Source organism: Marinobacter metalliresistant, assembly GCF_038098645.1.
Classification (GTDB): domain Bacteria; phylum Pseudomonadota; class Gammaproteobacteria; order Pseudomonadales; family Oleiphilaceae; genus Marinobacter; species Marinobacter metalliresistant.
In genome coordinates this window covers 1,568,261-1,586,207 of sequence record NZ_CP101118.1, presented here as the reverse complement: position 1 = coordinate 1,586,207, position 17,947 = coordinate 1,568,261, and the positions used below count along the sequence as shown (strand labels likewise).

General features: G+C 58.3%; 21 protein-coding genes. 12 read left to right on the top strand and 9 right to left on the bottom strand.

The window, feature by feature from the left end:
- Window positions 1–19 precede the first annotated feature (19 nt).
- The 3 genes from NLK58_RS07360 to NLK58_RS07350 all read left to right on the top strand — a co-directional run bounded on the left by NLK58_RS07360 (window position 20) and on the right by NLK58_RS07350 (window position 2,321).
- Window positions 20–589, top strand: coding sequence for a DUF1415 domain-containing protein (locus NLK58_RS07360; protein WP_117617909.1), 570 nt, complete (start codon window positions 20–22; stop codon window positions 587–589).
- Between the two features lie 82 nt (window positions 590–671).
- The gene (locus NLK58_RS07355) at window positions 672–1,403 is read left to right on the top strand and encodes a spermidine synthase (protein WP_117617908.1); all 732 of its coding nucleotides are present in this window, start codon (window positions 672–674) and stop codon (window positions 1,401–1,403) included.
- Between the two features lie 15 nt (window positions 1,404–1,418).
- The gene (locus NLK58_RS07350) at window positions 1,419–2,321 is read left to right on the top strand and encodes an NAD-dependent protein deacetylase (RefSeq protein WP_117617907.1); all 903 of its coding nucleotides are present in this window, start codon (window positions 1,419–1,421) and stop codon (window positions 2,319–2,321) included.
- Between the two features lie 139 nt (window positions 2,322–2,460).
- Here the strand turns inward: NLK58_RS07350 and NLK58_RS07345 are convergent, their stop codons facing one another.
- Entirely contained in the window at window positions 2,461–3,873 is a 1,413-nt protein-coding gene (locus NLK58_RS07345; protein WP_117617906.1) for a sodium-dependent transporter, read from the bottom strand.
- Between the two features lie 91 nt (window positions 3,874–3,964).
- Entirely contained in the window at window positions 3,965–5,086 is a 1,122-nt protein-coding gene (locus NLK58_RS07340) for a Glu/Leu/Phe/Val dehydrogenase (RefSeq protein ID WP_117620311.1), read from the bottom strand.
- A gap of 298 nt (window positions 5,087–5,384) precedes the next feature.
- Here NLK58_RS07340 and NLK58_RS07335 point away from each other — a divergent pair, with 298 nt between their 5' ends.
- Window positions 5,385–6,137 (top strand): AzlC family ABC transporter permease, encoded by a 753-nt coding sequence (locus NLK58_RS07335; RefSeq protein WP_117617905.1) that lies wholly within the window; start codon window positions 5,385–5,387, stop codon window positions 6,135–6,137.
- Entirely contained in the window at window positions 6,127–6,438 is a 312-nt protein-coding gene (locus tag NLK58_RS07330; protein WP_117617904.1) for an AzlD family protein, read from the top strand. Before NLK58_RS07335 ends, NLK58_RS07330 begins: the two co-directional genes overlap by 11 nt.
- Window positions 6,439–6,611: 173 nt before the next feature.
- Here NLK58_RS07330 and NLK58_RS07325 read toward each other — a convergent pair whose 3' ends face one another.
- Window positions 6,612–7,382 (bottom strand): DUF3750 domain-containing protein, encoded by a 771-nt coding sequence (locus NLK58_RS07325; protein ID WP_117617903.1) that lies wholly within the window; start codon window positions 7,380–7,382, stop codon window positions 6,612–6,614.
- A 195-nt stretch (window positions 7,383–7,577) separates the two neighbouring features.
- Here NLK58_RS07325 and NLK58_RS07320 point away from each other — a divergent pair, with 195 nt between their 5' ends.
- The gene (locus tag NLK58_RS07320) at window positions 7,578–7,793 is read left to right on the top strand and encodes a dodecin (RefSeq protein ID WP_117617902.1); all 216 of its coding nucleotides are present in this window, start codon (window positions 7,578–7,580) and stop codon (window positions 7,791–7,793) included.
- Window positions 7,794–7,806: 13 nt separating this feature from the next.
- Here NLK58_RS07320 and NLK58_RS07315 read toward each other — a convergent pair whose 3' ends face one another.
- The 3 genes from NLK58_RS07315 to NLK58_RS07305 all read right to left on the bottom strand — a co-directional run bounded on the left by NLK58_RS07315 (window position 7,807) and on the right by NLK58_RS07305 (window position 10,093).
- Entirely contained in the window at window positions 7,807–8,472 is a 666-nt protein-coding gene (locus NLK58_RS07315; protein WP_227539467.1) for a hypothetical protein, read from the bottom strand.
- 47 nt (window positions 8,473–8,519) lie between these two features.
- The gene (locus NLK58_RS07310) at window positions 8,520–9,686 is read right to left on the bottom strand and encodes a GNAT family N-acetyltransferase (protein ID WP_341582438.1); all 1,167 of its coding nucleotides are present in this window, start codon (window positions 9,684–9,686) and stop codon (window positions 8,520–8,522) included.
- A 62-nt stretch (window positions 9,687–9,748) separates the two neighbouring features.
- Entirely contained in the window at window positions 9,749–10,093 is a 345-nt protein-coding gene (locus NLK58_RS07305; protein WP_117617900.1) for a hypothetical protein, read from the bottom strand.
- A gap of 178 nt (window positions 10,094–10,271) precedes the next feature.
- On the opposite strand from NLK58_RS07305, the gene NLK58_RS07300 reads away from it, so the two are divergent.
- From NLK58_RS07300 to NLK58_RS07275, 6 genes are all read left to right on the top strand, one after another.
- Window positions 10,272–10,958, top strand: coding sequence for a response regulator transcription factor (locus NLK58_RS07300; protein ID WP_117617899.1), 687 nt, complete (start codon window positions 10,272–10,274; stop codon window positions 10,956–10,958).
- Between the two features lie 8 nt (window positions 10,959–10,966).
- Window positions 10,967–12,274, top strand: a complete 1,308-nt coding sequence (locus NLK58_RS07295; protein ID WP_227539466.1) for a HAMP domain-containing sensor histidine kinase — start codon at window positions 10,967–10,969, stop codon at window positions 12,272–12,274.
- A 51-nt stretch (window positions 12,275–12,325) separates the two neighbouring features.
- On the top strand, window positions 12,326–12,931 hold the full coding sequence (locus NLK58_RS07290) for a YigZ family protein (protein ID WP_117617897.1): 606 nt from the start codon (window positions 12,326–12,328) through the stop codon (window positions 12,929–12,931).
- Between the two features lie 85 nt (window positions 12,932–13,016).
- Entirely contained in the window at window positions 13,017–13,544 is a 528-nt protein-coding gene (locus tag NLK58_RS07285) for a DUF4136 domain-containing protein (RefSeq protein WP_117617896.1), read from the top strand.
- Between the two features lie 37 nt (window positions 13,545–13,581).
- A complete protein-coding gene (locus tag NLK58_RS07280) occupies window positions 13,582–13,938 on the top strand; it encodes a translation initiation factor Sui1 (RefSeq protein WP_117617895.1) in 357 nt (118 codons plus the stop codon).
- A gap of 145 nt (window positions 13,939–14,083) precedes the next feature.
- Window positions 14,084–15,337 (top strand): D-amino acid dehydrogenase, encoded by a 1,254-nt coding sequence (locus NLK58_RS07275; protein WP_117617894.1) that lies wholly within the window; start codon window positions 14,084–14,086, stop codon window positions 15,335–15,337.
- Window positions 15,338–15,394: 57 nt separating this feature from the next.
- Here NLK58_RS07275 and NLK58_RS07270 read toward each other — a convergent pair whose 3' ends face one another.
- The 3 genes from NLK58_RS07270 to NLK58_RS07260 form a co-directional block, all read right to left on the bottom strand.
- Window positions 15,395–17,038, bottom strand: coding sequence for a fatty acid--CoA ligase (locus NLK58_RS07270; protein WP_117617893.1), 1,644 nt, complete (start codon window positions 17,036–17,038; stop codon window positions 15,395–15,397).
- A 169-nt stretch (window positions 17,039–17,207) separates the two neighbouring features.
- On the bottom strand, window positions 17,208–17,489 hold the full coding sequence (locus NLK58_RS07265) for a pyrimidine/purine nucleoside phosphorylase (RefSeq protein WP_117617892.1): 282 nt from the start codon (window positions 17,487–17,489) through the stop codon (window positions 17,208–17,210).
- Between the two features lie 96 nt (window positions 17,490–17,585).
- Window positions 17,586–17,918, bottom strand: coding sequence for a Na+/H+ antiporter subunit G (locus NLK58_RS07260; RefSeq protein WP_117617891.1), 333 nt, complete (start codon window positions 17,916–17,918; stop codon window positions 17,586–17,588).
- Between the last annotated feature and the right edge of the window lie 29 nt (window positions 17,919–17,947).

Below are 17,947 nucleotides of genomic sequence, written 5' to 3'. Positions count from 1 at the left end.
TCATTTTAAGGAAAAGAACATGGGCGAGATTGAAATAGTTAACACAACCCGCAAATGGGTCGAAGATGTCGTCGTCGGCTACAATCTGTGCCCGTTCGCCAAACGGGAACTGGTCCGGAACCGGGTTCGGTTTGTGGTGTCGGATGCAGGGACCGAAGATGAGCTTCTTCACGCTCTTCACTCGGAGCTTCAGCGTCTGGAGGACGAACCGGAGATAGAAACCACCCTGTTGATTCACCCGGGTGTATTGCAGGACTTTGCTTCCTACAATGAATTTCTGGATGCTGCGGATGGTTTGTTGGCGTATCTGGATATGGAAGGTGTTTACCAGATCGCCAGTTTCCACCCGGATTACCAGTTTGAGGGCACCGAGTCGGGTGCTGCGGAGAATTACACCAACCGTTCACCGTTCCCGATGCTGCACCTGTTGCGCGAAGCCAGCCTGGAAGCGGCGATTGACAGTTATCCGGATGTGGATGGGATTCCGCAGAGAAACATTGAGTTGATGGAACAACTGGGCGCAGAGAAGATGCGAAAGACTCTTGCAGCATGTTTCGGTGAGTCCGCCCCTGGGCGGAATGGGGAGTAACCGTTCCTTGCACAGATTTTCAGGCTGGGGACGGCAAACTCAGATTTATCGTTTCCACCGGATACCATAAGAGCCAGAACACATGGGACTGCTTTTCGAGCAAATTGACAGCCAACCCTCGGTGATCGGTGAGATCACCCTGCGCCGGCGTCGGATTCCGGCGATTGGCGACCGGGATATCTACGAGGTGAAGCTGGGCGAGGAATTCCTCATGTCCAGCATGTTCGTGGACGCCGAAGTTGCCCTCTCCGACATCGGACTGGGCGAAACCGAAGGTGAAAACCTCCGTGTGGTTGTCGGCGGACTCGGCCTCGGTTACACCGCCGTGGCGGCTCTCAAACACCAGCGGGTCGACGAACTGCTCGTGGTCGAATACCTCGCGCCTGTGATTGGCTGGCATCAGAAAGAGCTCGTGCCCCTGGGCAAAGACCTTAATGCCGACCCACGGAATCGCTACGTTCATGGCAGCTTTTTTGACCTGGCTATCGCCGACCCCGAAACCGGCGGCTTTGATCCCGATAACCCCGGCAAGCCATTCGATGCCATCCTCCTCGATATCGACCACTCGCCCCGGGCCTTGCTGCATGACTCCAGTGCCAGCTTCTACACCGCCAACAACCTTCGCCTGATGGCCCGGCAACTCCGGCCCCGGGGCGTGTTCGCCATGTGGTCGAACGAGGGCGAGGATGAAAAATTCATGGCCGTGTTGAATGAAGTATTCACCGATGTCGTCTGCCACGTCGTATCCTTCTTTAACCCGTTTCAGAACAGGGAATCGTTCAACACCGTGTATGTGGCCCGCAAGCCGGGCTGAGAAACCGGAGTTTGTATGCCTGTAACCACGCACCGCAGCCGACCTTTCAGCTCCAGTCAGCGTCTGCCCGAACCGGATCAGCCGCCGGTGTTACATGAGCCGGAAGAGGCGGGAGCGTTGCTGGCGGAGTTTATCCATCGCCACCCAAGGCTGCTGATTCTCACCGGTGCCGGGGTGAGCACCGATTCCGGCATTCCGGATTACCGCGATGGCGACGGTGCCTGGAAGCGCAAGCAGCCGGTTCAGCACCACGCGTTCATGGAGGATTTTCACTCCCGCCAGCGCTACTGGGGCCGTAGCCTGATTGGCTGGCCAGTGATGCGTAACGCTGTGCCCAACCCCTCCCACCGGTACATCTCCGACCTCGAGCTGCTGAACCACAGCAGCCTGGTGGTGACTCAGAATGTTGACCGGCTGCACCAGAAAGCCGGTACCCGGGCGGTGACCGATCTTCATGGCCGGGCGGATGAAGTGGTCTGCATGAGTTGCGGCTACCGCTGCCCACGGGACGAGGTGCACGACCGTTGTGTGGATCTTAATCCCGGATTCCGCAGGTATACCGCGGAGCGCGCGCCCGATGGCGATGCCGATCTGGAGGTGGATTTCTCGGATTTCCGGCCGGCGGACTGCCCGAGGTGCGAGGGTATTCTGAAGCCGGATGTGGTGTTTTTCGGGGATTATGTGCCCAAAGACAGGGTTTATTCAGCACTGGATGTGCTCAGGGCCAGCGATGGTCTGCTGGTGATTGGTTCGTCGCTGATGGTGTATTCCGGGTTTCGTTTCTGCCGCTATGCGAGAGAATGGAGCAAGCCCATGGCAACGCTTAACCTCGGCCGTACCCGGGCGGAGGAACTGGTGGACCTCAAGCTCAATGCCCGCATCGGCGAAACGCTTGAAGCCGCACTGAAGCAACTGTGACCGGAAGCTGGCGTTAAGTCGGGGTCAGATGAAAGCGTTCATCTGACCCCGGATTTTGATCCGGGATCAACTGAAGTGAAGGCGGGGTCAGATGAACGCTTTCATCTGACCCCTTTTTCACAGCTCTGCAGGGGCGGCTTCAGGCCAGGTTGTAGAGAAACACCGCGCTAACGGCGACCGGAGTGATGAAGCGTATCGTCACGTACCACAAACGGAACATTGGCGCGGACAGCGACAATTCGTTCTCCAGTGCCTGGCGGGACATCACCCAGCCGGCGAAGATTGCCACCAGAAGACCACCCAGCGGCAACAGGATGTTGGCGGTAAAGAAGTCCAGCAGGTCGAAGATGGTCTTGCCCTCCAACATCGGCACGAAGCCCAGTGGGGCGAAGTCAGCCCACAGGTTCAGGGACAGGATCGACGCAATACCCAGCGCCCAGCAGACCAGGCCGGCGCCCAGGGTGCTCACCGTGCGGTTCATGCCTTTCTGCTCTTCCAGCCATTCCACGATGGGTTCCAGCAGCGAAATCCCGGATGTCCAGGCGGCGAAAATCAGCAGCACAAAGAACAGGGTGCCAAACAGCGAGCCCATGGGCATCTGGCCGAAGGCCAGCGGCAGGGTCTGGAAGATCAGGCCGGGGCCGGCGCCGGGTTCCAGGCCGTTGGCGAACACGATCGGGAAAATGGCCATCCCTGCGAGCAGTGCCACGCCGGTGTCGATGATGGACACGGTAATGGACGTTTTGGCGATGGAGATGTTCTTGGGCAGGTAGGAACCGTAAGCCATCATCACCGCCATGCCAAGGCTCAGCGTAAAGAAGGCGTGGCCCAGGGCCACCAGGACACCGGAGGTGGTCAGCTTCGAGAAATCCGGCTGGAACAGGAAGGCCGCAGCACGACCAAAGCCGCCGCTGGTCATGGCGTAGCCGACTACGATCAGCAGCAGCACAAACAGCGCCGGCATCAGGATACTTACCGCTCGCTCAAGCCCGGAGCGGACGCCGCGGGCGACCACCACCATTACCAGCGCCAGGAACACGCTGTGCCACAGCAGCAGGGTTACCGGATCGCTGAGCAGCCCGGAGAATATCGCGCCAATGGCCTCTGCGGACTGGCCCGCAAGCTGGCCACTGGCGGCGGTTCCAACGTAGGATACGGCCCAACCGCCAATCACCGAATAGAACGACAGAATCAGGAAGCCGGCCAGCACGCCGACGGCGCCGATCATCCGCCAGACCGGTTTCAGACCGTCGCGCTCGGCAATCAGGCGCAGGCTGTTCACGGGGCTGTGGCCACCCCGGCGGCCAATCATGACCTCAGCCATCATGATCGGAATACCGACCACGGCAATGCAGATCAGGTATATCAGGACAAAGGCGCCGCCGCCGTTTTCTCCGGTAATGTAGGGGAACTTCCAGATGTTGCCGAGGCCAACGGCGGAACCGGTGGCGGCGAGGATAAAGGCGAGGCGCGATGACCAGAGGCCCCGTTTCGCATTGGAACCGTCAAGTGTCCCCGAATAGGTGGCGGAACCTGATGAATTGGCAGACATATCTTTCTCCTGGAGTACTTGTTTTTGTCAGGGATTGGAGCTCTGGAAGCTGCGGAGGTCTGCAACTTCCAGGGGATGCACAGGCGTCAGGTTACCCGGTGCAGGCCAACCGCTCAGGCGCCAGCCCGGCGCCGGCGGTGTGCTTTTTGAACCGTTCTTCCGCCAGTTCGTTGGCGATCTCACCGGTCGGGCGGCCCGAGCGGTCAGAACGGTTAAAGATTTCGGCCAGGGTGTCGCCGATGGTGTCCACATGGGCGCGAACCGTTTCCGGCGTGGCACCGGTGCGCTCGTAGAACACATCAATGATGCCACCGGCGTTGATGGCGAAGTCCGGTGCATAGAGAATGCCCCGGCCCCGCAGCATGGTGTCATGCTCCGGGTGTTCCAGCAGATTGTTCGCGGCGCCGGCCACGATGCTGGCCTGCAGCTGCGGAATGCTGCCATCGTTCAGTACCGCGCCCATGGCGCAGGGGGCGATCACGTCCACCGGCAGGAACAGGATGTCCTCGGCCGCTGCCGGCCTGGCGCCCAGCTGATCCACGGCCCGCTGCATATTATCTTCGTGGATGTCATACACCCACAGCTCGGCGCCGGCTTCCTTCAGGTGTTTCGCCAGCCGGAAACCGACATTGCCAATGCCCTGAATGGCCACTTTCAGCCCGTTCAGGCTATCCTGGCCCAGTTTGTGTTTGACCGCCGCTTTCAGGCCAATAAAGGTGCCGTAGGCTGTCGCGGGTGACGGGTCGCCGTTGCTGGGGTTGCCGTCAAACCCGGTGCGCGAGGCGATTCCGGCGACGTGACGGGTGTGCCGGCCCATCACCTTGAGGTCGGGTACGCTGGTGCCGGAGTCTTCCGCCGCGATGTATTGGCCGCCGAGGCTTTCCAGGTGGCGACCCATGGCTTCCATCAGGGCTTCGGTTTTCTGTTTGCGTGGGTCACCGATAATCACGGACTTGCCGCCTCCGAGAGCCAGGTTCGCCAGGGCAGACTTGTAGGTCATGCCTCGTGACAGTCGCAGCACGTCGCGCAGGGCCGCTTCATCCGAAGCATAAGGGAACATCCGGCAGCCGCCCAGGGCCGGGCCGCGGGAGGTGTTGTGGATGGCCACTATGGCTTTCAGTCCGGTTTCCGGGTCGCAGAAAAAGGACAGGTGTTCGTGGTTGTCGAATTCAGGATGGCTGAATACGTTTATGGAGGGGGTGCTATCGAGCATTTTGAAATCCTCTCCCACCTGGCCGGATCTCGGCATGAGCGGGTATCTTGTTCTTGTCGTCCGGCTTATGGCCGGCAGTTTGATTTCATCGGTCCGGATTCCCATTGGGAAATGCCCTTTTGGGGCTGGACAGGAACAAATTAGCGACGATTGACGTTAACGTCAATTTCAAATTGGTGAATGGCTGGCAATTTTCATGAGTTATTCAACTAACGGTTTGAGCTTCGGGCAAAAATTTTTTGCCGCATGGTGGTTTTTACCTATTCGTTTTTAACGAGTTACCGCATAGCTTCCTAAGATGTCTGCCACTACCTATTCGTATCAGATTCAGCCGCATAAAGTGCGTGCGGAATTCCTCCGTCTCTTACCCATCTCGCTGTTTGTGATGGCGTTTGGCGCTGCCTTCGGCCTGGCCGCGACCCAGAAGGGGCTTCAGCCGCTGGAGGCGATCCTGATGAGTACCACCGTTTTCGCCGGTGCCGCCCAGTTTGCCGCCATCGATATGTGGGGCAGAGAGGTTTCGGCCCTGCCTCTGGTGGCCGTGGTATTTGCCATCAATTCCCGTCATCTGTTGATGGGGGCTTCGCTGTACCCGATGCTCAAGGACCTGTCACCCGGCAAGCGGTATGGTCTGTTGTTGCTGCTGACGGATGCCAACTGGGCGGTTTCGGCTCAGGAATATCAGAGTGGCCGGCGTAACCTTGAGGTGATTCTCGGTGGCGGGCTGGTGCTCTGGCTGGCCTGGATTGTCGGTACCTGGCTGGGTGTTTACTTTGGCGGCTTGTTGCAGAACCCGAAAGCCCTGGGGCTGGATATGGTTCTGGGGAGCTTCCTGCTGGCCATGGCACTGGGCGGCAAGAAATCACCGAGGGTGCTGGTGGCCTGGACCGTTGCGGCGCTTGCCTCGCTGGCGGCCTGGAAATGGCTGCCGCCGAATTCCCACGTTGTGGTGGGCGCCCTGGCCGGTGGCGCGATCGGGTTCTTCTGGCTCGAGCGCAAGCCTGCCATCGATGCGGAGGCAGATACGGAGGAGGGCGCCCATGATCATTGAAACCACCACAGCTGGCATCCTGTTTCTGATTGCGATCATGACCGCCGTTACCCTGGTGACCCGCTTCGGCGGGGTATTCATCATGTCCTTTGTAAAGATCAGTCCGCGGATTGAGAGTTTCATCAATACCATGGCCAGCTCGGTACTGATCGCCATTATCGTGCCCATGGCGGTCAGCGGTGACGCGGGGGCTCTCGCAGCCTTGCTGGTAACCGCAATAACCATGCTTGCATTGCGTAAACCGCTGCCAGCCATCGCTGCCGGCATCGCGGCGGCCGGGATCGTGCGTTATCTGGCGTAAGCTGCCGATTCCAGGCTGATTGGAATTCTCTAGCCTCTGAAACCCTGCATCGGAGCAAGGAACAGGCGGGCAGAGCCTCCCAAAAACCGCTGTGAATACGTCCATGTACGCTTGGCTCCGCCATCCATGGCTCAGCACATTTTTGGAAGGCTCTGCCCGCCTGTTCCCCCTGGCTAAGGAGTGGTATCGGGCATTGGGTTCGTGTTTCGCAACGCGAGTTCTCCAACACCGGGAAGTTTGATGCCCAGCGCCAGCGGATTAACTCCGAACGACAGTCCCAGCACATTCAGCTCCAGACCTTCCCTGATTCCTGCCAGCAGACCGAAATAGCCTCCCAGTGAAATCTGGTAACCGGCCCCGCCCGGCACCTCCGCGACGAACTGATCACCCAGGTAATCCTTGCCAATCGCATGGCTTGGCAGTGCAACTTCGAGCCCCGGCACCTCCCGGATCACCCAGGCAACGAAGGTATTGCTGTTGGGTCCGGGCCAGGCTTCGTACTCGGTCGGGTAGGGGTAGGATTTCACGGCCTGGTAGATATCGGGGATCAGTTTCTCTGCTTCTTTGCCCCGTATGTCCGCATACAGCTCCGGCTTCGCGCCGTACCAGTGTCGGTCCGGTTCACCCGGTAGGGAGTTGACCACATAGTGGCGCCAGCCGGTGACCTCGTGAACACGGTAATAGCTGGCACCTTTCTCCTTGGTGGCAATCCAGGTGTGCACCGAAAAATAACCGCGCCAGCTCCAGGCCCGTGCGCCATAAACCTGCACGATCGCTTCCTCGGTTGTCTCCGGTGCCGGTGCGATGCCCGCGCTCTCCCGGGTGGCGGTCTGCCAGCTTTCCGCGCCCTGCAGGCTGCCGCTGGTGGCCAGGAGGATTGGTCCGGAAAGCAGGAGTAGCAGACCACCAAGAAGCCACCCGATGTATTTGAAAAATCGTTTCATGAACCTGTCCAGTGTGGTCAGACCTTCGAGACTTGGTCAGCGCCGATAAGTTCCGGGCCTGCAGAAGGATTGCAGTGAAGGAGTACGATCGCGGTTACCTCGCGGATGAGCACTGGGTGGTGCCGTGGTTTGCCGGAGCGAAGCTTGTCTTCTAGGCTCAGGGGTATCACGAACAAATTTTCAGCGAGGCCTATTATGTCTGACCATCATGTTTACAAGAAAGTGGAGATTGTTGGCTCGTCCAAAAAAAGCATTGAAGACGCCATCGAAAGTGCGCTTGAAGAATGTGGCAAGAGTGTCCGCAACATGGAATGGTTTGAGGTGACGGAAACCCGTGGCCACATCGTTGAAGGCAAGGTGGGCCACTATCAGGTGGTAATGAAAGTGGGTTTTCGTATTACTGACAGCTAAGGCCCACTGGTCTTCAGCTACTTCGGATGGCCCGTTGCCGGATTGATGACGCCAGCTGATTGATCAGGTCCCGGGCTTCTCCCTCATGCAGACTGTGGCATTTGTCCTGCAGGACCCGCCGGTCGTGGTTCGATGAGGCGCTGGTGACGTCTTTAAGAAGATCCAGATACTGGCAGGCAGCCAGGTGTGCCTTGATTTCGGCGTCAATCAATCGTGTGACCAGTTCATCTACGGATTCACTGCAGAATGGGCGGTTCCTGTTCAGAAGGTGACGCGCTTCCAGGGCGGCGTTCCGGGATTCCAGCCTCAACTCCCCTGCGGGCTCACCCGCTTCTACGGCCCTCAGGAAGGTGCCCAGGCGCTCGTAAAGTTGCCACACCTGTGGCCAGATCTTACTGTAGGCCTCCATCTCGGTATGGTAGCGGGCTTCCTCAAATGACGAGGTCGCCCCAGCGCTTCCGGCATCGCCAGGACGGTTGAATTGCGCCACCCGAATGTCATCTAACTCACGCCAGAGCGTGTCGCACTTCTCGCGTAAGCTCGCCAGCTGGTCCCGGTTGCGGTGTCGGGCGCCGGAAATAAGACTAAGGGAAATCAGGGCCAGCAGTAAGGCTCCCGCAGCGACCAGCAGCGGCAAATTGACTGATGAGAGCATGCGCCAAAGCGCGTCCGTGTCCATGGTATCTGACCCCGTCGAATTCCTGTCTCGGACTTTCAGTATAGAAGCTAATCCTGCCCCTGCTGTCGGAAGGGCAGGACAGATCTGGCGCCTTCAAAGTAATCGAGCACGTGGTCTGCTTCTTTCCGGGTGAAGTTTCCGATGGCCTCGCGAAAGCCCGGGTGCAGAACGCCATGCCAGGAATGGGTAATAACGGGCTCAAAGCCCCGCACCAGTTTGTGCTCGCCCTGGGCGCCGGCGTCGATGTGCGTCAGGCCCAGGTCCATGGCCAGCTCGATACCCTGATAATAGCAGGTCTCGAAGTGCAGGTGGTTGTATTCGTCCCGGCACCCCCAGTAGCGACCGTACAGGATGTTCTCACCGGCCAGGAACAGTGCGCCGGCAATCAGTTCGCCTTCGCGAACCGCCATGATGAGGTGCACATGCCCGGGCAGTTGCTCCAGAAGAAGTTCAAAGAACCGCTTGTTCAGGTAGGGGCGCTGGCCACGCTTCAGGTAGGTTGCCTGGTAGAACACGTAGAAGGCTGAGAGCACATGGTCCGGGATGCCCCGACCGTGAAAGCGGGCAAAAGAAATTCCTTGCTCGGCCACCTGCCGACGCTCCTTGCGGATGGATTTGCGCTTGCGTGAATTCAGCGCTCCCAGAAAATCCTCGAAGTTCCGGTAACCGTGGTTGTGCCAGTGGAACTGGCAGCCGATGCGGTGCAACTCCCGGTCATGATGGAGCAGCTTCTGGTCATCGCTGTCCGGAAACAGCAGGTGCCAGGAGTGGGCACCAAGCTTTCTGGTCAGCGTATCCAGCAAGTCATGAAGCTGTTCCGGTCTCAGTTGGCGGCGCAGATCCGGATCCAGCAACAACCTGGGGCCTGCGGAGGGTGTAAAGGGAACGGCGATCAGTAACTTCGGATAGTAATCGAGGCCATGACGTTGGTAGGCATTGGCCCAGGCCCAGTCAAAAATGTATTCACCCATGGAGTGGCTTTTCAGAAAGGCCGGTGCTATGCCGACGATTTTACCGGCCATTCGGAAAACCAGGTGACTTGGCGTCCAGCCAGTAGCCGCAGAGGTGCAGGCAGACGCCTCCAGCGCCTGGAAGAACTTGTAGCGGAGAAACGGGTTGGTGCGTCCTGCCAGTCGTTGCCATTCCTGCGCAGGAATGGCAGTGATGCTGTCACAGGTTTCCAGGGTGAGGTCGGAAAGTCCGGATTCTGGCATGGTCGGGCAGTACTCCTTGATCTACCCGATACCATACGTCAGAATCCGGCTTCTGATCACCCCTAGGATTTGGCGCAGCGTTTTTTCAGTTCCTCCTGCCAGTTTTTCATGCGCTTCTCGTGCTTTTCGCGCCTTTCTTCGTGCATCTGGTTCCAGATTTCACGCTGCTCATCGTTCAGCTTGAGGCGCTCGGCCATAGCCTCACGACGCTCCGCCATCTCTTGCTGGCGTTCTTCCCTGTTGAACTTACCTTTGCCATCTTTGAGGTTCTCACACATCTCCGCCATGTCATGTCTGTCGCCCCGATGCTTGTAACCGTGATCGTCAGCCATGAGGGCCGGGCTGCTCATCAACAGGGCGGAAGCAAGGGCGCCTGCGGCAAGGATTGAACTGGTGCGTGTTTTCATAAAGCTATTCTCCAATAGTTGCTGCGTTGGCAGCTGTTGCGTTAACGGTTGCTATGTTAGCGCCACCTTTCGTCAACGAGCGTCAGGTCTGTGTAAAGGTTCTGCAAAGGAAATTACGCCGAATCAGCGGCTTGTCGTGAGCGTGTTAGACTTCTTGCAGTCAAGGTGGAGAGCAAAGATGCAGAGCAGGGTTTTACTGGTCGAAGACGATGATGAATTGCGAGAGCTTCTGGCCCGCTATCTGAACAATCAGGGCTTCTCCGTCCGTGAAGCGGCCAATGGCCGGGATGGTCTGGCTCTGGCGTTGGGACAGGACTGCGACATTGTTGTTCTGGATATTATGCTGCCAGATATCAGTGGGCTTGAGGTGCTGAGAGAGCTCAGGGCAGAAACTCACTTGCCGGTTGTGCTGCTGACGGCCAGGGGCGATGAAACCGACCGGATCGTCGGGTTTGAAGTCGGTGCCGATGATTACATTCCCAAACCCTGCAATCCCCGGGAACTGGTGGCTCGTTTACAGGCCCTGTTGCGCCGGATTGCCTGGGATCAGAAAACAGAGGTCAATGCTGCCCGGACTTATGGTGATCTGAGAGTCGAACCGGGCCATCGCCGAATTTATCAGAACGATAAAGCACTGGAACTGACGGCCACGGAATACGAAGTGCTGCAGGTTTTGCTGGCCCACGCCGGCAGCGTGGTTCGCAAAACCGATCTGATGCAGTGGGCGTTGGGTCGAAGGCTTGAGGCCTACGACCGGACCCTGGATATGCATGTCAGTAATCTTCGAAGGAAGCTGGGTAACGAGGATCCACCGAGGATCGAAACCGTGCGAGGTCTTGGCTACAGTTATCGGGTACCGGAATGAAGCATCAGGTGATATTTCCACTTTTCTGGCGGATCTTTTTTTCGATCTGGCTCGCCATGGCCCTGACCGTTGTGGTCAGCAACATAGCGACCCGGGTGCTTCTCGACCGGGAGCGGCAGGCCATTGAGCGGCAGGCGGGACTGCTGGACCTTGCCAGGGAAGCGGTAAAAATCCGTGAATCGGGCGAGCGGGGCAGTGTCTGGCGTTTTCTCAAGTCAGAGGGCGAGCGACTCGATCTACACCTGATCCTGCTTGAAAAAGATAAAAATGATGGCAGGCTGCCCCCGCACATTCGTGAGCGAATGGATTCGCGCTGGTATCCGCAGAAGCCTGCGGTGTTGGATATCAACGAGGATTATCGCCTGGTGGCATGGCCAAGGGCCGTGGGGGAGGGCTGGTTGGACCCCCGGTTTTTCCGAGTCATTGAACTCGGCCTTGCCTTCGTGATGATTTCCCTCGCGTGCTGGTGGATTGCCCGGCGGGTATCCCGCCCTCTCAGGCACATGGAAACAACGGCCCAGGCAATTTCACGGGGGGGCAATTCGCTTCGTGTAAGTGATCGCATTGCCCGGCGTAGAGACGAAGTGGGGCAGCTGGCAACGGCCTTCAATGCCATGACGGAGCAGCTGTGCAGCCTGCTGGAACGGCAGAAACACTTGCTCCGGGATATTTCCCATGATCTTCGGACACCGTTGGCACGCCAGCGTATTGCCATTGAGCTGGCGAGCGAGGCCGGTGCAGATGAGGAGCTGATGGCCAGCATTCTGCGCCAGAACGAGCGACTCGATACGATGACGGGCCAGATTCTGACACTGTACCGGGTAACCGAAGCTGGCGGGGATATTGAGCGTGAGCCCCTGAAGCCGGTAAAGGTGATCAACCGGGTGTTGCAGGATGCGGCGGATTACGCGGAGCATCAGGGCGTCGACTGCAAACTTGTTGCCTCGCCGGAAAGTGCCGGCACCTCGGTGCTTGGCGATGAGGGGCTGTTGCAGCGGGCGATCGATAATATTCTGCAGAATGCCCTGGACCATACTCCGCCAGGCAAGGCCGTGAAACTTGCCCTATCGGTCTCCGATGGGTGGCTTAGTCTGGCCGTTGAAGATGATGGCCCGGGGGTCCCGGAGGAGGCACTGTCACACCTGTTCGAGCCGTTTTTCCGGGCCGATAAGTCCCGGGGTGGAACGGGCTGGGGGTTGGGGCTGGCTATTGCCAGAGATATCGTTTCCGCTCACGATGGCCGGATTGATGCAACCATCGCGGAGGCGGGCGGCCTGAGGGTGACGGTTCGCCTTCCGGTGTTTATCGGTGGGTGAGGGCGCCGGCTCGCTGCTGTATTTGTCGTCAGAGGCCATAGGTCATTTTCCATGAAAAAAGATTACCCGGTTCCTGCGGGATACCTTGAGCGGGAAACGGAAGTGAAAAAAAGCCGTTTTATCGCGCGGGTAGCCCCGGTGGGCTCCCGCGATGAGGTGAAAGCCTGGCTGGCGCAGGCCCAAAAAGACCACCCGGACGCCCGCCACATCTGCTGGGCCTACCAGATTGGCCGCCCCGGCTCCGCGGCCGAGGCCGCCATGAACGATGACGGCGAACCTTCCGGAACCGCCGGAAAGCCCATACTGAATGTGATTCAGTACAAGGATATGGGCGATGTGCTTGTGATGGTCATCCGGTATTTCGGGGGCATTAAACTCGGTGCCGGAGGACTGGTGCGGGCCTATGCGGGTGCTGCCGAGCGTGTTCTTTCTGCGGTAGACCGGGTTGTCCGGCAGCCCGTGATTGAGGCGCGGGTTACCCTGTCTTTCGCCGACGAGCAGCCTCTGAGACACTGGTGCGAGTTGCATGGCGCGTCGGTGGACTCGGTCGATTACGGTCCGTCCGTGCATGCCCGCGTGTCGGTCCCGGAGAACAGGGCGCAGCAATTCGGGGCCTTCTGCGATGCCCAGAAACTGGATTACAGTTTTGAAAGGTGATGGGTCTGAAGGGCACCCTCGCGCGTTTCGCGTTTCCTGTGCGTATACTGGTTATCAGTTAAATCCTCCATTGAGGGAAGAAGTGATGATGCGTTTACTGATGTTGTCGATAGTCGCACTGGCCATGACCGGTTGCGCCAGCAATGTGGTGACAGACTACAACTCGTCTGTGGTTTTCGGAAACTACACGTCCTGGGCGTTTGTGCCTGGCACGGAGTCCTCCTTTGTCTCCCTGGACGGCAACCGGGTGCGGAGCGCCATTGAAAGGGAGCTTAATCGCAAAGCGCTGCTGCAGGTTCCGGAGGCGGAAGCCGGTTTGCTGGTGAGCTGGCAGATTGTTCCCGAGGACAGACTCGAGCAGACTGGCCTGGGACTGGGGTTCGGCTTTGGCCACGGGAACTTTGGTTGGGCGTTGTCCGCGCCGCCTCCGGTTCGCGAAATCAAAGAGGGTAAGCTGGTGGTCGAGCTGGCGGACAGCAAGTCCAAGCAGGTTGTATGGCGGGCTGCCAGTCGCCGCTATCTGAACGAGAACCAGTCGCCCGAAACCCGGAGAGCGCTGATCGACGAGTTGGTGGCTGAAATGTTTACCAAGTATCCTCCCGGCCTTGACTGAAAGATGGAGTGAGCAAAACAGGCAGCACGGAGACAGAATGAAGAAGCGATCTGAGGGCGGGCTGGTTTTTTCAACCGGGCTGGGTCGAATGTGCCCGGGTTGCAGAAACCCCGTCGCTGACTGCACCTGCGGTGATTCCAGGCGGCCCGCCGGAGACGGCATTGTCCGGGTTAGCCGCGAAACCAAAGGGCGCAAGGGCAAGGGCGTGACCCTGATCACTGGCATTCCCCTGGACGACAAGGAACTCAAGGCCTACGCAAAGATTCTCAAGGCGAGGTGTGGTACCGGGGGCACCGTGAAAGACGGCGTTGTTGAAATTCAGGGTGATCAGCGAGACATCCTGGTGCCCCTGCTGGAGCAGAAGGGCTGGGCAGTCAAGCGCGCCGGTGGCTGATGGTATAACACGCAATCACCGGACGCTCACATTACAATAGTGCCCTCAAGCAACAAATCCCAAGTTCCAAATTGACCGGAGTCTGGCCGGAAAACCCCGGGGTATACCCCCATGGGTGGCGGGTTCCGTTTGACCGGAGGCAAGCATGCATATACTGGTTTTGGGTGCAGGCGTCGTGGGCGTAACAACGGCCTGGTTTCTTCAGACGCAGGGGCACCAGATTACCGTTGTTGACCGGCAGAACCAGGCGGGTCTGGAAACCAGCTACGCTAACGGTGGTCAGATTTCCGTTTCGCACGCCGAACCCTGGGCTAAACCGTCGGCTGTCCTGAAAGTCCTGAAATGGCTCAGCCAACCGGATGCGCCCCTGTTGTTCCGGCCAAAGCTCGACCCTGCCCAGTGGCGCTGGGCGCTGTCCTTTCTGGGGGAGTGCACCTCTGCCAGGGCAGCTCACAATATTCGTCAGATAGTCAATCTGGGTACCTATAGCCGTAGCCAGTTACAGGCGCTGCGCAAGGTTGCCAATGTGCAATACGACCACCTCGAGAAAGGCATTTTGCACTTCTACACCAATCCTGCCGAGTTTGAGGGTGCCAAAAAGCCTACCCGGATCATGCAGTCTCTTGGCTGCGACCGCCAGATTATCGATGCCGATCAGGCGGTTGAACTGGAGCCGGCCCTGAAACCCATCCGGAACCGGATTGCAGGGGCAACCTACACCTCCGAGGACGAATCCGGTGACGCCCGGATGTTTACCCAGAACCTGGCCCGGCGTTGCGCGGAGGCGGGTGTGGCGTTTCGATACGGCACCCGGATCCTCGGTTTTGAAGAGGCGGGTGAGCGAGTGCTGGGCGTTCAGGCACTGACTGATGGACGCCATGAGACACTGCGGGCGGACGCCTACGTTCTGAGCCTTGGCAGTTACAGTGCCGCACTGGCCCGGCAACTGGGTATCTTCCTGAATATCTACCCGGCCAAGGGCTATTCCATTACCGTGCCGGTCAGGAATGAAGAAGCGGCGTTCAAGGTCAGCCTCACCGATGATGAATACAAGCTGGTTTACTCACGTCTTGGCGATCGGATCCGTGTCGCGGGCACGGCGGAACTCAGTGGTTACAGCCGAAAACTCAATTACACCCGTTGCCGCGCCATCGTCCGCCGCACCGCGGAAGTGATGCCCGAGGCAGGCTATTGGGACCGGGCCGAATTCTGGACCGGCTTGCGCCCGGCCACGCCTTCCAACGTTCCGTACATTGGCAAAAGCCACTACGCCAACCTCTACCTGAATACCGGGCACGGTACGCTGGGCTGGACCCACTCCTGCGGCTCGGCGGCGGCCCTGGCCGATATTATTGATGGTCGCACGCCGGAGGTGGATTTTACGTTCTCCGGACTGTAAAGACTGAAAATGGGGTCAGATGAAAGCGTTCATCTGACCCCTTTTTCACACAGCAAGTTACTTCAACTGATCCCGGATCAGCTTCTTGTTGATCTTGCCAACACTGGTCTTCGGGATATCCTCAACAAAATCAATCTGCCGGGGGATGGCCCACTTGTTGATCTCACCGCTGTCCACGAACTGCATCAGATGATTCTGGATGTCCTCGACACCGGCATTTTCACCGGGCTTGAGGGTGACCAGCGCGTGCGGGCGCTCGCCCCATTTTTCATCGGGTACACCCACCACCGCAGCGCCGGCCACAGCCGGGTGCTGGCTGATCAGGTTTTCCAGGTCGAGGGAGGACAGCCACTCACCGCCGGTCTTGATCACGTCTTTGATGCGGTCCTTGATGGTGAGGGTGTTGTCCGGCTCCATGGAGGCCACGTCACCGGTGTGCAGCCAGCCGCCTTCCCAGAGCTGCTCGCCTTTTTCGGGCTCCTTGAAGTAACCCTGGGTCAACCAGGGAGCGCGAGCCACGACTTCGCCTTTGGCCTGGCCATCGTGCGGAACCGGGTTACCGTCCGGGTCCACGATTTCCAGCTCAACCATCGGTGTTGCAATCCCTGTCTTTACCCTGATAGCGGTCTGCTGCTCAAGGGGTAGCTCCAAATCTTCGGGTTTCAGGTGTGAGGCGCTCAGCAGCGGGCAGGTTTCAGACATGCCATAAGCGGTGTACATCTTGATTCCGAGTTTTGTCCCTGCGTCACATAGTCCTTTGGTCAGTGCGCTGCCACCGATCAGGACGTGCCAGTTGCTCAGGTCTGCCGTCTTGATGGACTCGGTGGCCATCATCATCTGCATGATGGTGGGTACGCAGTGAGAGAAGGTGACTTTATGCTCTTTTAGAAGGTCTACCAGCAACTCGGGCTCGTAACGGCCGGGATAGACCTGTTTGATGCCCATCATGGTGGCGGCATAGGGCACACCCCAGGCGTGGACGTGGAACATGGGCGTTACCGGCATGTAAACCGATGAGGAGCGCATTAGCGGCATCTCATCGAATGAGGCCACCGTGCCTGTCATTGCCAGTGTGTGCAGTACCAGTTGGCGATGACTGAAGTACACGCCCTTGGGGTTGCCTGTGGTACCCGTTGTGTAGAACGTGGTCGCCACGCTGTTCTCGTCAAAGTCCGGGAAGTCGAACTGGTCATTCGCTTTTGCAAGCAGGGTTTCGTAGTCACCGATGGCATCGACAGAGGTTGCTTGTGGGGCATCGTTGTCGGTGAGCTGAATCCAGGTCTTGACCGTTTTGATGTCGTCTTTCACGCCCTCGATAATCGGCAGGAAGTCGTCGTGCACCAGCACAACGTCGTCCTCGGCGTGGTTCATGGTGTAAACGATCTGTTCTGGTGATAACCGGATATTGACCGTATGCAGAATGGCGCCAATCATCGGAATGGCAAAGAAACACTCCAGGTACCGGGGTGTATCCCAGTCCATTACCGCAACCGTATCACCCGGTTTAACACCGGCATCCGTCAGGGCGTTTGCCAGGCGGTGAATGCGTTCAACCAGATCGGTATAGGTGTATTTGCTGCGGTTTGAATAGACAATTTCCTGGTTCGGATTGTACCGGGGGCCTGAGAGCAGGAGTCGTTTGATCAGCAGCGGATACTGATAGGCGTTGTCAGCCGGGGATAAAATGCGGGTCTGTGCCATTACTCGTTTCCTCTTTCCCAGTTGTTGGTGTTATCGCGAGAAACAGGATTAAATCTGACACAGATTGGGTGAAACGGGAACCGGTAAAAGTGAAAAAATGCAGAGCGAACGGTGGCTTAGGCAAAAATCCAGTTTCGCTCTGCGGAAAATTCTGTTGTTGTCCCGGATGTTACTCGTAAGTGCAGAGATAGGCGGTGTCGATGTCGGTCTTTGCCTTGAAACTTGCCTGCCCGGCAACATCAAAACCCTCACCGGCACCGTAGGTCATCCATTCCTCCATGCCTGGCAGCAGAACCGTCAGGGCCCCGCTGATCACCGTCATGGTTTCCTTCTTGCTGGTGCCAAACTCGTATTCGCCCGGGCTGATTACGCCAACGGTGGCGGGCAGGGTGGCGGTCTGGAAGGCAATGGACTTGGCCTTACCGTCGAAATACTCATTTACTTTCAGCATATGCTGGGCTCCTCATAAGGGTTTGGGGGCCTACTATACGGCAAAAATCTTCAAGTCCAATGACAAAATCCCGGTCAGTGTGCCAACTGCGGCCATTCACTGCTCCCAGGGCTTGCCTGCGGTGTTTTCCACCGTTCTGACGCCTATATGCATGGCCGCCTTGGCAAGAATGTTAGCGCTGACCGGGGCCGTGATTACCAGGAACAGGGTAATCAGGATCTCCGAAATGCCCACGCCCTCGCCCCTGGCGCTGAAGTAAATCACCGAGCTGAGCATGATGGCGCCGACCCCCAGGGTTGTAGCCTTGGTTGGGCCGTGAAGGCGGGTAAAAAAGTCCGGCAGCCTGGCCAGGCCGATGGCGCCAACCAGGGTAAAGGCGCTCCCGAGCAGCAGCAGGGCAGAAATAACGTATTCGGTGATCAGACTCATGGTCAGTATCCTCCGCGACGAAACCGGTT